This is a genomic window from Limnohabitans sp., assembly GCF_017848645.1.
GTDB lineage: Bacteria > Pseudomonadota > Gammaproteobacteria > Burkholderiales > Burkholderiaceae_C > Limnohabitans_A.
The window spans coordinates 19,783-32,350 of sequence record NZ_JAFEIF010000052.1; the positions used below are offsets into that span (position 1 = coordinate 19,783).

General features: G+C 60.9%; 14 protein-coding genes and 1 pseudogene. 5 read left to right on the forward strand and 10 right to left on the reverse strand.

Features of this window, described 5'->3' with window-relative positions; all coding sequences use genetic code 11:
* Positions 1 to 13: 13 nt before the first annotated feature.
* The 6 genes and pseudogenes from QZ190_RS12200 to QZ190_RS12225 form a co-directional block, all read right to left on the reverse strand.
* The gene (locus QZ190_RS12200; RefSeq protein WP_291916676.1) at positions 14 to 229 is read right to left on the reverse strand and encodes a DNA gyrase inhibitor YacG; all 216 of its coding nucleotides are present in this window, start codon (positions 227 to 229) and stop codon (positions 14 to 16) included.
* Entirely contained in the window at positions 226 to 981 is a 756-nt protein-coding gene (gene zapD / locus QZ190_RS12205; protein WP_291916678.1) for a cell division protein ZapD, read from the reverse strand. The genes QZ190_RS12200 and zapD overlap by 4 nt, the downstream gene beginning before the upstream one ends.
* A 22-nt stretch (positions 982 to 1,003) precedes the next feature.
* A complete protein-coding gene (gene coaE, locus QZ190_RS12210; protein WP_291916680.1) occupies positions 1,004 to 1,618 on the reverse strand; it encodes a dephospho-CoA kinase in 615 nt (204 codons plus the stop codon).
* Positions 1,619 to 1,624: 6 nt separating this feature from the next.
* Positions 1,625 to 2,443 (reverse strand): A24 family peptidase, encoded by an 819-nt coding sequence (locus QZ190_RS12215; protein WP_291916682.1) that lies wholly within the window; start codon positions 2,441 to 2,443, stop codon positions 1,625 to 1,627.
* 1 nt (position 2,444) lies between these two features.
* Positions 2,445 to 3,659, reverse strand: coding sequence for a type II secretion system F family protein (locus QZ190_RS12220; protein WP_291916684.1), 1,215 nt, complete (start codon positions 3,657 to 3,659; stop codon positions 2,445 to 2,447).
* Positions 3,656 to 4,831, reverse strand: a pseudogene (locus QZ190_RS12225) (GspE/PulE family protein); the annotation flags it as partial. The gene QZ190_RS12220 and the pseudogene QZ190_RS12225, both read right to left, overlap by 4 nt.
* A 214-nt stretch (positions 4,832 to 5,045) precedes the next feature.
* Between QZ190_RS12225 and QZ190_RS12230 the strand changes: the two are divergent.
* Complete coding sequence (locus QZ190_RS12230) at positions 5,046 to 5,966, forward strand: NAD(P)-dependent oxidoreductase (protein ID WP_367114243.1); 921 nt, start codon at positions 5,046 to 5,048, stop codon at positions 5,964 to 5,966.
* A 30-nt stretch (positions 5,967 to 5,996) separates the two neighbouring features.
* On the opposite strand, the gene QZ190_RS12235 is transcribed toward QZ190_RS12230, so the two are convergent.
* From QZ190_RS12235 to QZ190_RS12245, 3 genes are all read right to left on the reverse strand, one after another.
* Positions 5,997 to 6,992 carry a tripartite tricarboxylate transporter substrate binding protein gene (locus QZ190_RS12235; RefSeq protein WP_291916689.1) on the reverse strand — a complete coding sequence of 332 codons (996 nt, stop codon included), beginning with the start codon at positions 6,990 to 6,992 and terminating at the stop codon, positions 5,997 to 5,999.
* Between the two features lie 236 nt (positions 6,993 to 7,228).
* Positions 7,229 to 7,630 carry a surface-adhesin E family protein gene (locus QZ190_RS12240; RefSeq protein WP_291916690.1) on the reverse strand — a complete coding sequence of 134 codons (402 nt, stop codon included), beginning with the start codon at positions 7,628 to 7,630 and terminating at the stop codon, positions 7,229 to 7,231.
* 24 nt (positions 7,631 to 7,654) lie between these two features.
* Positions 7,655 to 8,638, reverse strand: a complete 984-nt coding sequence (locus QZ190_RS12245; protein WP_291916692.1) for a polyprenyl synthetase family protein — start codon at positions 8,636 to 8,638, stop codon at positions 7,655 to 7,657.
* Between the two features lie 215 nt (positions 8,639 to 8,853).
* On the opposite strand from QZ190_RS12245, the gene rplU reads away from it, so the two are divergent.
* The 4 genes from rplU to proB all read left to right on the forward strand — a co-directional run bounded on the left by rplU (position 8,854) and on the right by proB (position 11,861).
* Complete coding sequence (rplU, locus tag QZ190_RS12250; protein WP_090141645.1) at positions 8,854 to 9,165, forward strand: 50S ribosomal protein L21; 312 nt, start codon at positions 8,854 to 8,856, stop codon at positions 9,163 to 9,165.
* Between the two features lie 12 nt (positions 9,166 to 9,177).
* The gene (gene rpmA, locus QZ190_RS12255; protein WP_019430604.1) at positions 9,178 to 9,438 is read left to right on the forward strand and encodes a 50S ribosomal protein L27; all 261 of its coding nucleotides are present in this window, start codon (positions 9,178 to 9,180) and stop codon (positions 9,436 to 9,438) included.
* Positions 9,439 to 9,542: 104 nt separating this feature from the next.
* Entirely contained in the window at positions 9,543 to 10,667 is a 1,125-nt protein-coding gene (gene cgtA, locus QZ190_RS12260) for an Obg family GTPase CgtA (RefSeq protein WP_291916698.1), read from the forward strand.
* Positions 10,668 to 10,724: 57 nt separating this feature from the next.
* On the forward strand, positions 10,725 to 11,861 hold the full coding sequence (gene proB / locus QZ190_RS12265; RefSeq protein ID WP_291916700.1) for a glutamate 5-kinase: 1,137 nt from the start codon (positions 10,725 to 10,727) through the stop codon (positions 11,859 to 11,861).
* A gap of 37 nt (positions 11,862 to 11,898) precedes the next feature.
* Here proB and QZ190_RS12270 read toward each other — a convergent pair whose 3' ends face one another.
* Entirely contained in the window at positions 11,899 to 12,519 is a 621-nt protein-coding gene (locus tag QZ190_RS12270) for an RNA pyrophosphohydrolase (protein WP_291916702.1), read from the reverse strand.
* Positions 12,520 to 12,568 lie beyond the last annotated feature (49 nt).

Below are 12,568 nucleotides of genomic sequence, written 5' to 3' on the forward strand. Positions count from 1 at the left end.
GTTTTCGGGCCGCTCACTGCAAACGCGGATCGCCAAAAGTCTCGTCGGGTGGTGTGTCGTCGGGCAGTTTGAATTCTTCGCTGGCCCAGGCCCCCAAGTCCACGCCTTTGCAACGGGCGCTGCAAAACGGGCGGTAGGGGTTTTGGGGGCTGTAAAGGCTGGTGCCTGCGCAGGCCGGGCAGCGCACCTGGCGGGGCGCGAAGTCTTGGGGCTGGTTCGAGTCGCTCATGCGCACAAAGTCATCTCAAAGGGCACGTCATCGGTGGTGGCCACCAGTTTGCCATCGCTGAGCTGACGCATCATGCGGATCACCACCAGCAATCGGTTGCAGCTGATCTCGGGCGTGATGCCCAAAGACGGGTCAATTTTCAGGCGCAGCAACTGAAAGGTGCGGCCTTGGGGCAGGTTTTGTTGCAGTTGTCCGGCCGTGGCCATGACCTTCTGGCTGCTGCCGGATTCGCGCAGCATTTGCAGCAACTGCCCAATGGCTTGAGCCCAGGGGGCCAATGGAAGGGTCCATTGGGTCAAATCATGGACGCGGCTGGCCGCATCGTGGTGCTGCCAGGCGTGGTAGGCGGGCAGGTCAAACTCGCAGGTGCCACCGGGGATGGTCACCCGGCTTCTAAGGGCCATCAGGAAATCGTGCTCTGTCAGACTCTGGCCCATTTTCCCTGCCACCTGGTTGAGGGCTTCAAAGTGCTGGTCGAGCTGAGTAATCAACCCGTCCAGCGCTTTTTCAGAAATGGCTGGATTGCCCCGGTAAGCGCTGAAGACTTGCTTTTGTCGCTCCAGGTCCTTGAGCAGTTCCGATTTGAGTTCCGAGCGGGCACCCACCTCCATGATTTCAAACAGGGTGGTGAGGGCGAAATGGTGGTCCAGTGCCTGATCTCGCCCGATCAGTTGACCAAGACGAGAAAACAGCTGTTGCAGACGCAAATAGGTGCGAATGCGTTCATTTAGTGGGTATTCGTACAGGATCACGCGGCATTTTCCAATGCCCCGATCATAGCCCGAAGTCAGCGGCCACTTGGCCCATCAGTGCATCCAAATCATCAAAACTGAGGCCTTGGTTGACCACCACCAGGTCGGCGCAGGCCAGACGTTGGGCGCGTGTGGCCTGCTGTGCCACGATGCGTTCGACCTCTTCGGCGCTCAGACCGCTGCGGGCCATGACCCTTTGCATTTGGGTCGGGACATCACAGTCCACCACGATCACCCGGTCGACCTGTTTGCGCCAACGCTCACCCGACTCCACCAGCAAGGGCACGTCGAACACCAAAACACGCCGACCGCTTTGCACGGCCGCTTGCGCCTGCTCGGCCGTGATCTGGCCGACCAGGGGGTGGATGATGTGTTCGAGCTGGCGCTTGGCGTGTGGGTCTTGGAAGATGCGCTCGCGCATGGCCTGGCGGTTCATGGCACCGTCTGGGCCGAGCATCGCCTCACCGAAGGTGCGGACAATGGCCGCCATGGCCCGCCCGCCCGGGGCCGTGAGACTGCGGGAAATGGCATCGGCGTCGATGATGGCGGCACCGCGCCGCGCCAAAAAGCCCGCCACCGTGCTTTTACCGCTGCCAATGCCGCCGGTCAGGCCAATGCGCCAAGTGCGTTGTGTCATGGACGATCAGATCAAAAACCAGGGCAGGGAGCCAAAGGCCATGACCCACAAACCTGCCAACACCAAAAAAGGCCCGAAAGCCAGTTGGCCATTGTCGTCCAATTGGCCCCGCAGCTTGAGCCAGAGGCCACCGATCACCCCGGAAAAAGACGCGATCAGCACCAAGGACAGCAGTGCGGGCCAGCCCAGCCAGGCCCCCAAAGCGGCGAGCAGCTTGAAGTCGCCCTGCCCCATGCCCTCCTTGCCGGTCACGGCTTTGAACAACCAGTACACCGTCCACAAAAACAGGTAGCCCGCAGCGGCGCCCCAAAGGGCTTCGTTCAGGCCCATGCCCGTCAGCCCCAGGCTGGCGGCCAGCAAACCCGCCCACACCAGGGGTTGGGTGATGGCGTCGGGCAGCAAGCGCGTGTCGTAATCAATGGCGGCCAGCGCCACCAAGGCGGCAGCAAACCCGGCCCAGACGAGTGCCTGCCAACCCAGGCCGTGTTTGGCCGCAGCCCACATGAACAGTCCTGCAGTAATGAGTTCAATGGCCGGGTAGCGCCAGCCAATCGGGGCCTGGCAATGGGCGCATCGCCCACGCAGTCGGATGAAGCTCAGCAGCGGGATGTTCTCGTGCCAGGCCAAGGCGTGTTGGCAGTGGGGGCAGTGCGAGCGGGGCACCGCCAGATTGAAGGGGCGCGCATCGGGCGGGGCGTCATCCAGCGGAGCGTCCCACTGCGCTTGCAGCATGAGCGGCAGGCGGTGGATCACCACGTTCAGAAAACTGCCGATCATCAGGCCCAGCAAAGCCGCCAGGCCGAGTGCCAAAACGCTGTCGTTCATGTCAAAAAACTTGCCCCAAACTGAAAATCGGTAAATACATGGCCACCAGGATGGCCCCAATGAAGCCGCCGAGCACCACGATGATCAGCGGCTCCAGCAAACTGCTCAGGCCATTGACCTGGTCATCGAGCGCGCTCTCCATCAGGCCGCCCGCCCGGCCCAGCAGGCTGTCCAAGGCCCCGGTTTCCTCGCCTGTGGCGCACAACTGCACGATCATCGCCGGAAAACGCCCGCTTTGGGCCATGCTGTCACTCAAACTGTGGCCCTGCACCACCTGCCGCTGCAATTGCAAGGTGGTGCTGGCAAAGACCGGATGATCGCACGCCTGAGCGGTCGGCCCCAAGGCTTCGGGCAAGGGCACGCCCGCGGCCAGCAAGGCCGACAGGGTCTGCGCCCAGCGCGCCACCACCGCCGTGGTCAAGAGCGGCCCGAGTACCGGCCAGCGCAACCACCACCGTGCCAGCCATTGCCTCACCCGGCTGGCTGCCGGGTTGCTTTGCTGCGCAGCCCACAGCATCAACAAGCCCAAGGGCAGGGCCACTGGCCAGGCCCGTACCAGCGCGTCGCTCATGCCCACCACCATTTGCGTGGCCAGGGGCAATTCGGCCCCAAAGGACTGGAACACGTCCTGGAAAACCGGCACCACCAACACCAGGATCAGCACCAAAATGCCCAAGGCCACCGCCATCACGGCAATGGGGTACATCAAGGCCGAGCGGATTTTGGAGCGCATGGCTTCGTTTTTTTCCAGCGTCAAAGACAGCCGCTCCATCATCGTGTCGAGAATCCCGGCGGCTTCGCCCGCTTGCACCATGTGCACATACAGGCCGCTGAAATGTTTCGGGTGTTTGGCCAAGGCGTCGTGCAAGGCCACACCGGCTTCCACATCGCTGCGCACCTGTTGCATCACGGCCACCAGGCCTTTGGCGCTCATGCTGCGGCACAGCATGCCCAAGGCCTGCACGACCGGCACGCCTGCGCGCAGCATGGCCGCCCATTGACGCGTCATGACGGCCAGGTCTTTGGCTTTGACGGTGTCTGGCGGCGACCACCACAGGCGCTGAACCTGCACCTGTTGCAGCCCCTGTCTGCGCAGTTGCACCCGGGCCAGATCGGCGTTCAGGGCCTGAATTTGCCCGGTTTGGCGATGGCCTTGCCGGTCGCGGCCGCGCCAGCGAAACTGGGTGGTGGCACGGGCAGGCGGCTGGGCGCTCATGCGCTTTCCCGCGTGGCGGCCAGCACCTCGTCCAGTGAGGTGATGCCCTGCAGCACTTTGCGCAAACCGGCCACGCGCAAGCTGCTCACCCCTTCGCTTCGGGCTTGGCGCGCCATCTCCTGAATCCCGGCTTCTTGCAAGACCAGTTGCTGCATCTCGGCGCTCACGGGCATGACCTGGAAAATCCCCGTTCGCCCTGCAAAGCCTTTGTGGCATTGCGGGCAGCCCACGGGTTCGAACACCGACACGGGGTCTGCCAGGCTCAGGTGGCTGGGCCACCCGGCTTTGAGCCATATCGCAGCGGGCACGCTGGCCGCGCGCTTGCAGTGCGGGCACAGGCAGCGCACTAGGCGTTGCGCCGTGATCAGGCTCACACTGGCGGCGATGTTGTAGGGGGCGGTGCCCATATTGCGCAAGCGTACCAAGGTGGCTGGGGCATCGTTGGTGTGCAGGGTCGAGAGCACCAGGTGGCCGGTTTGAGCGGCCTGTATGGCGATGTTGGCTGTTTCCAGATCGCGCACCTCGCCCACCATCAAAATGTCCGGGTCCTGGCGTAAAAAGGCCCGCAAGGCCACGGCAAAGCTCAGACCGGGTTTGTCCTGCACATTGACCTGGTTGATGCCCGCGAGCTGGATTTCGCACGGGTCTTCCACCGTGGCGATGTTCACTTCAGGCGTGTTGAGCAGGTTCAGGCAGGCGTACAGGGATTGCGTCTTGCCCGAGCCGGTGGGGCCCGTCACCAACACCAGGCCGTGTGGTGCACGGATGGCTGCCAGCAAGCGCTCCAGGTCTTCGGGCTCGTAGCCCAGACGGCCCAGGTCCAATTGGGCCTGCGCGGAGTCCAGCACGCGGATCACCAGCTTTTCCCCAAACAAGGTGGGCAAGGTGCTCACACGCAAGTCCAGCTCCCGCCCTTGGGTCAATTGCAGTTTCATGCGCCCGTCTTGCGGCAGGCGCTTTTCGGCGATGTCCAGGCGCGACATCACTTTGATGCGCGATGCGAGCCGGTCCTTGAGGGCCATGTGAGGCGTGGCCACTTCGCGCAGTTCCCCATCGATGCGCATGCGCACGCGGTATTGGTGTTCGTAAGGCTCAAAGTGCAGATCAGAAGCTTTGAGTGCCACCGCCTGCTCCAGCAGTTGCTGCACATAACTGACCACTGGCGCGTCATCGTGCCCGGTCAGGGAAGGCCGTGTCTGAACAGATTCCATGAGCCCCTCCTCATTGATTGAATACCTAATAACTCAAATCATGGAGCTTGATGCATTTTTTGTAAATGCCCCGTCATGGACTGGTCCGGTTTTGTCGGAGCAATCAAGGAAGTCAAAAATCCCATTCGTCAAGGACCTCTGTGCCAGTCAGTCTTTCTGAGTTCCCTCAAAATACTTGGCATTCATTGGGTCACAGGAGACACACATGCATGTTGGACTTGCAGGCATCGGCAAGATGGGTGCGGCGATAGGGTTTCGGTTGTTGTCATTGGGCTACTCCGTGACGGTTTGGAATCGAACCGCCGAGCGTGCACAGCCTTTGGTGGATGCAGGGGCGCAGTGGGCTCAGTCGCCGAGGGCCTTGGCTGAATCGGTCGATGTGGTGATCACCTTGCTCACCAATGAAGCGGCGCTCGATGACGTTTATGGTTCTGACGCAGGCTTGCTGGCGGGCAGCGTTGCCAACAAGGTGTTCATCGACATGAGCACCGTGCGACCCGCAAAACCGCAAGAAATGGCTCAGCGGGTCCAAGAGGTCAAGGCCTTTTTCCTGGAGTGCCCCGTGGGCGGCAGCGTGGGACCGGCCAAAGAGGGCAAGCTGCTGGGCTTTGTGGGGGGCGATGCACTGGATCTGGAAAAAGTCCGGGATCTGCTCCATGTGATTTGTCGCCGCGTGGAGCATGTGGGTCCACATGGCGCCGGTGCCACCATGAAATTGGCTGTCAACCTACCCCTGATGGTGTATTGGCAAACCCTGGGTGAGGCCTTGTCATTGGTTGAACCTCTGGGCCTGGAGCCGCAACGCGTCATCGATATCCTGTCAGATTCCTCTGGCGGTCCCAATATGCTCAAGGTGCGTGGCGGCATGATTGCCCAGACGCTGAATCAGAAAAAGAGCGATCAGGTCACAGTGAATGTGGCCACGATGCGCAAAGACATGCAGGCCATGCTCGATCAGGGGCATGCAACCCACAAAAGCCTGCCCTTGACAGCTTTGGCCCTGCAACAGTTCGAGTCCGCTGCACAAAGCGGATTGGATGCCAAGGATTGTTCGGAGTTGTTGGTGTGGTGGTTGTCGCAAGGCAGCCGCGCCTGAGTCATTCGGGCGGCGGCCTTGCACAGAGCCTCACTCGAGGCGCATTTCCCGGATGATGGCGCGGAACTGGTCCATCTGCCGGCGCAGCATGGCATCTTGCTCGGCAGGTGTGGAGCCCACACCTTCAGCGCCCAGGTCGTTCAAGCGCTTGACCACATCGGGGTGACGCACGGCAGCGATCACTTCCTTGTTCAGACGCTCAATGATGTCTTTGGGTGTTTTGGCAGGCGCAAATACCCCGTTCCAGCCCTCCAGCTCCAAATTCGGAAAGCCCAGTTCCCGGACCGTAGGTACATCGGGCAGTCCAGGGATGCGTTTGGAGGCAGTTGTGGCCAGTGCCTTCAGCGTACCGGCCTTGATCTCGGCCAGGGATGAAGACAGTTGATCGCCACCGACCTGAAGTCGGCCAGCCAGCATCTCCTGCTTCAGGGGCGCAGCACCTTTGAATGGAATGTGGGTGATGTTGACCTTGCCTTCTTTCTTGAAGGCTTCTCCCAGCACATGCATGGTGGAGCCTGGTCCGGTTGAGCCGTAGTTGTACTGCAGCGCGGGGTTGGTTCGCAGCAAATTGGCCAGCTCTTTCAGGTCTTTGGCTGGCACGCTGGGGCTGGCTGTCCAGACGAAAGGCACATAGACCGCAATCGATACCCCGGCGAAGTCGGTGTCGACATTGAAGGGGGAGCGGTTGGCCAGTGTTTGCGCCACCGAGGCCAGCGGAAACGACAGGTTGTGCATCAGGATGGTGTAGCCATCGGGTGCTGCTTTGGCCATCAGGTCAGCACCGATAGCGCCACCTGCGCCGCCCCGGTTGTCCACTGTGACGGGTTGTCCCATTGATTCACTCATCTTTTGCGCCACGATTCGGGCCACGATGTCGGTGGTGCCTCCCGCGGGGAAAGGCACGATCATCTTGATGGGTTTGCTGGGGTAAGACTGAGCCATGGCAACGGGGTGAAGCGCCAGCGTCACCAAGCCCAGTAAGCCAGCGGCGCAAAACTGACGCCATTTTTGAGGTATCGAACGCATCTTGTCTCCTTGTGGTTGTGGTCCCTGCACGCCAGAGCATGGGGGAAAATCACTATCACACAAGTTGCTGGGCCTGATGCATCACCAAAGTGACATGCCATGGTTTCGCTCAAGTTCGCGGGTTGGCGTGCCCAAGATTCGACAGCGAAGGCATTGAAATTGACGAATGAGTGTGGCCCAACCGCTTGTGTGTTCGGTGCAGGTGACGCCAAGTGACGAACTGGACGAGGCGCAGATCAGCAGACGCGCCGAGCAATTTTATGAACTGCCGATGAGGGGTCAATGTCCATCCACTCATTGAGCATGCCCTGGCGACTGATCACCTTGCCGGTCAGCATGGCACCACTGTAGTAAGTCATGTGCATCACGCGGGCCATTTTGGCTTGGCAGTTGATCATCAATTGGGTTTGCGCCGACAGATAAGCCAGGCCTTCAGCGTTGCTTTGCGGTTTTTTGTAATCGATCGCGCTCCATAAGACCTTGCGGCCAGACTCCTGTGTCACAGAATTGGCGTCGATGTAGAACATCCCTTGGTCGTTCAAGGTGATGGCTTCCCATTTGGGGGCGGCCGTGCTCTGGGCCGTAAAAAAAGCCGACAAGGCGATGAGTGCCATGGCGGATGTTTTGAAATGTTTCATGGTCATCCTAGGCATGTGCAGCGCTCAGGTGCGCCGGTCCAGCAACTGCGAGGCCAGCGCCACCATGGCCGTGCGGTAGGCGTTGTCGGGCAGTTGCATCGCCGCGTCAATGGCGCGTTGTGCTTCGGCTGCTGCGGCGCTGCGGGTGGCGGCCAAGGCACCGGTGTCGCGCACGATGGCCACGATGTCGTTCAGGCGGTCCACGTTGCCGGTTTCAATGGCTTCGCGCACGGTGCGGCTTTGTTCTGCATTGCCGCGCTGCATGGCCAAAATCAGCGGCAAGGTGGCTTTGCCCTCGCGCAGGTCATCGCCCAGGTTTTTGCCCATCTCGGCACTGTTGCCGTCATAGTCCAGCACATCGTCGATCACCTGGAACGCGGTGCCCAATGCTTGGCCGTAATGGGCGCAAGCGGTCTCGATCTCGGGTGGACTACCCGCCAAAATTGGCCCCAGGCGGGCGCTGGCTTCAAACAGTTTGGCGGTTTTGGAGCGGATCACCCGCAAATAGCCTTCTTCGTCCAGCGAGGCGTCGTGCATGTTCATGAGTTGCAACACCTCGCCTTCGGCGATCACGTTGGTGGCATCGGCCAGGGTTTGCATCACGCGCATGCTGTTGGCATCCACCATCATCTGGAAGGCGCGGGAATACAAAAAGTCGCCCACCAGCACGCTGGCCGGGTTGCCAAAGCTTTCGTTGGCAGTGGGTCTGCCACGCCTCAGGGTGGACTCGTCGACCACGTCGTCGTGCAGCAAAGTGGCGGTGTGGATGAATTCGACCACGGCCGCCAGGTTGTGGCGCTGGGCACCGGTGTAGCCCAAGGCACCGCAAGTGAGCAGCAGCAAAACCGGGCGCAGCCGCTTGCCACCGGCCGAGATGATGTAGCGGGCCACCTCTGCCACCAAGGGCACACCCGAATCGAGCCGCTGGGCAATGACATGGTCGACCTGGGCCATGTCCGGGGCCACCAGTTCAAGAACGGCGGCGGTGCTGTTTTCTGAGGCAGACAAATGGAGGATCCGGCTGGGAGGCTCGGTGGAGCCGAGGCAATTGGAACAAAAAACGCATCCAGTGCGCCGCCCAATTATAGGGACCTGCCATATCCTGACCCCTGCGGGCGGGTGTCAGGCGCACGCGGTGGATTTGCCAGGTGTGGGGTGGCCGTGCTAGAATCGCAGGTTCCTTGGGGATCAGCCCTTGGAAACTTCCATTCAAGAGGTCTAATATGTACGCGGTCATAAAAACCGGTGGCAAACAGTATCGTGTTGTCGCTGGCGAAAAAATTAAAGTAGAACAGATTGCTGCGGACGTTGGCCAGGAAATCGTGATCGATCAAGTTCTCGCAGTCGGCAACGGCGCAGACCTGAAGATCGGCACGCCCCTGGTGTCCGGCGCCACAGTCAAAGCCACTGTTTTGGCACATGGCAAGCACGACAAAGTGCACATCTTCAAGATGCGCCGTCGTAAGCACTATCAGAAACGTCAGGGTCACCGTCAGCAGTTCACCGAACTGCAAATCGGCGCGATCGCTGCCTGAGGAGAATAGGTCATGGCACAGAAAAAAGGCGGCGGCTCTACGCGCAACGGTCGTGATTCCAAGCCAAAAATGCTCGGCGTCAAGGCTTTCGGTGGTGAACTGATCAGCGCAGGCTCGATCATCGTTCGTCAACGTGGCACCAAGTTCCATGCTGGCAACAATGTCGGTATCGGCAAGGACCACACTTTGTTTGCCCTGGTTGATGGCCACGTGTCGTTCTCCACCAAAGGTGAGCTCAGCAAGCACATGGTCAACGTGACACCGGCTGTTTAAGCCTGTCTCGTCCATCTGCAAAGAGGAGCCCCGCAAGCCGGGGCTTTTCGCATTCTGGTCCGCTGACCTTTTGACGGCGGACCCACCGCTACACTGGATACCCCATGAAGTTCGTTGACGAAGCCTATATTGACATCGCCGCAGGTGACGGCGGGAACGGCTGCGTCTCGTTCCGCCACGAAAAGTACAAAGAGTTCGGTGGTCCCAACGGGGGCGATGGCGGGCGCGGCGGCCATGTGTTCGCTTTTGCCGACATCAACCTGAACACCTTGGTCGATTACCGTTATTCGCGCCGCCACGAGGCCAAGCGTGGCCAGCACGGCATGGGCTCCGACATGTTCGGCGCAGCGGGTGACGACGTCACCCTCAAAATGCCGGTGGGCACCATCATCACCGACGCCGAAACCGGCGAAGTGCTGTATGAGCTGCTGGTGCCAGGCGAAACCATCATGATCGCCAAGGGCGGTGACGGTGGTTTTGGCAACATGCGCTTCAAGAGTGCCATCAACCGCGCCCCTCGTCAGAAAACACCGGGTTGGCTCGGTGAAAAGAAAGAGCTCAAGCTCGAGTTGAAGGTGTTGGCCGACGTGGGCCTGCTGGGCATGCCCAACGCGGGCAAGTCCACTTTCATTGCGGCCGTCTCGAACGCCCGCCCTAAAATCGCCGATTACCCCTTCACCACCTTGCACCCCAATCTGGGCGTGGTCCGCGTGGGCCCCGAGCAAAGCTTTGTGGTGGCCGACGTGCCGGGTCTGATCGAAGGCGCTTCTGAAGGCGCGGGCTTGGGCCATTTGTTTTTGCGCCACCTGCAGCGCACCCGATTGCTGCTGCATGTGGTGGACTTCGCGCCGTTTGACGAGAACGTCGACCCGGTGCAGCAAGCCAAGGCCATCGTGGCCGAGCTCAAAAAATACGATCCCGGTCTGTACAACAAGCCGCGCTGGCTGGTGCTCAATAAGCTGGACATGGTGCCCGCCGATGAGCGCGAAGCCCGCGTCAAGGACTTCATCAAGCGCATGCGCTACAAAGGCCCGGTTTTCCAGATCTCGGCCTTGACGCGCGAAGGCTGCGAGCCGCTGATCAAAGAGATTTACAAGCACATCCGTGCCCAGCAGATCATCGAGCAGGGCATTGTGGAGATTGATCCCCGCTTCACCGAGCAGGACAAGCCGCAAGAGCCGGATGCCGATGACCCGCGCTTCAAACCGCTGCCTTCGGATGGCGACTAACACCGTCAACCTCGCTCCCTTTTCAGCGCTGTTTCAACGCCAAGCCAACTTCTCAGCATGACCTCTGCCGCCGTTTCCACTCTGCTGCGCGATGCGCGGCGCATCGTCGTCAAAGTCGGCTCCAGCCTGGTGACCAACGAAGGCCGGGGCTTGGACGAAGGCGCGATTGGCGAGTGGTGCCGTCAAATGGCGCTGCTCAGCGCCCAGGGCAAGGAAGTGGTCATGGTCTCCAGCGGCGCCATTGCCGAAGGCATGAAGCGCTTGGGCTGGACCACCCGCCCGAGCGAAGTGCCGGCGCTGCAAGCCGCTGCTGCCGTGGGCCAGATGGGCCTGGCGCAGATGTACGAAACGAAATTGCGCGAGAACGGCATGGGCAGCGCCCAGGTGCTGCTCACGCACGCCGACCTGGCCGACCGCGAGCGTTACCTCAATGCCCGCTCGACCTTGCTCACTTTGCTGCAGCACCGTGTCTTGCCCGTGATCAACGAGAACGACACGGTGGTCAACGACGAGATCAAATTCGGCGACAACGACACCTTGGGCGCTTTGGTGGCCAACTTGATCGAAGCCGATTTGCTGGTCATCCTGACCGATCAAAAAGGCCTTTACACCGCCGACCCGCGCAAAGACGCCTCGGCCACCTTTGTGCACGAAGCCCATGCCGGTGATCCTGCCCTGGAAGCCATGGCGGGCGGTGCGGGCTCCAGCATTGGCAAGGGCGGCATGATCACCAAGATCCTGGCGGCCAAGCGGGCCGCGGGTTCGGGCGCGTCCACCGTGATCGCTTGGGGGCGTGAACCCGATGCGCTGCTGCGCCTGACCCAGGGCGACAACATGGGCACATTGCTGGTGGCCCAGACCGCCAAACAGCAAGCCCGCAAACAATGGATGGCCGACCACCTGCAATTGCGCGGCTCGGTCACGGTCGATGCGGGAGCCGCCCACAAAGTGCTGACCGAAGGCAAGAGCCTGCTGCCCATTGGCATGACGGGTGTGGCGGGTGATTTTTCACGAGGCGATGTGATCGCCATTCGCGATGAACAAGGTGCAGAAATCGCCCGGGGTCTCGCCAATTACGCCAGTGCTGAGGCCCGTTTGCTGTGCCGCAAGCCCTCGCACGACTACGAGGCTTTGCTGGGCTACACCGCCGAGCCCGAGATGGTGCACCGCGACAACCTGATCCTGAGCCGCTGAAGCCAAGGGCGCCAGAGGCGATGCGCTGTAGGGCTGGTCAGCCTTGCGGGTTCGGGTCGAAGCTGGCCCCCGGGGGCAATTCCATGTGCAAAGGGGGTTGCATCTCGCCGTGGCCGTGATCGTAGTCCATGTCGTGATCCCGCGGGGCACGGCTGCCACCGCGCAAATAGCGGTTTTGGCGTTCCTGGCGCGGCAGAAAACGGGCCAATTCGGTCAGCGCCATTTCGTAAACACCGCGCTTGAATTCCACCACCACATCCAGCGGCACCCAGTAATCGTTCCAGCGCCAGGCGTCGAACTCGGGGTGGTCGGTGGCGCGCAGGTTCAGGTGGTGGTCGTGGGTGACCAACTGCAGCAGATACCAGATTTGCTTCTGGCCCTTGTAAAAACCGCGCGCATCCCGTCGGATGAAGCGGTCTGGCACCTCATAGCGCAACCAGTCACGGGTCCGGGCCACAATGCGCACATGCTCCGGTTGGAGCCCCACTTCCTCGTGCAGTTCACGGAACATGGCTTGTTCAGGACTTTCGCCCCGGTCAATGCCACCCTGTGGAAACTGCCAGCTGTGGGTGCGGATGCGCTTGCCCCAGAAAACCTGATTTTTCTGGTTGAGCAGAATGATGCCGACGTTCGGCCTAAAGCCTTCACGGTCAAGCATAATCAACCTCAAATTTTTAAATTGTGTCCATTATGCACGGCGCACCGCC

Coding starts and splice junctions, on each gene's coding strand:
- QZ190_RS12270 (WP_291916702.1), bottom strand. CDS start 12,519: ATGCTTGACCGTGAAGGCTTTAGGCCGAACGTCGGCATCATTCTGCTC.
- QZ190_RS12240 (WP_291916690.1), bottom strand. CDS start 7,630: ATGAAACATTTCAAAACATCCGCCATGGCACTCATCGCCTTGTCGGCT.
- rpmA (WP_019430604.1), top strand. CDS start 9,178: ATGGCACAGAAAAAAGGCGGCGGCTCTACGCGCAACGGTCGTGATTCC.
- QZ190_RS12215 (WP_291916682.1), bottom strand. CDS start 2,443: ATGAACGACAGCGTTTTGGCACTCGGCCTGGCGGCTTTGCTGGGCCTG.
- rplU (WP_090141645.1), top strand. CDS start 8,854: ATGTACGCGGTCATAAAAACCGGTGGCAAACAGTATCGTGTTGTCGCT.
- QZ190_RS12200 (WP_291916676.1), bottom strand. CDS start 229: ATGAGCGACTCGAACCAGCCCCAAGACTTCGCGCCCCGCCAGGTGCGC.
- QZ190_RS12220 (WP_291916684.1), bottom strand. CDS start 3,659: ATGAGCGCCCAGCCGCCTGCCCGTGCCACCACCCAGTTTCGCTGGCGC.
- cgtA (WP_291916698.1), top strand. CDS start 9,543: ATGAAGTTCGTTGACGAAGCCTATATTGACATCGCCGCAGGTGACGGC.
- proB (WP_291916700.1), top strand. CDS start 10,725: ATGACCTCTGCCGCCGTTTCCACTCTGCTGCGCGATGCGCGGCGCATC.
- QZ190_RS12235 (WP_291916689.1), bottom strand. CDS start 6,992: ATGCGTTCGATACCTCAAAAATGGCGTCAGTTTTGCGCCGCTGGCTTA.
- coaE (WP_291916680.1), bottom strand. CDS start 1,618: ATGACACAACGCACTTGGCGCATTGGCCTGACCGGCGGCATTGGCAGC.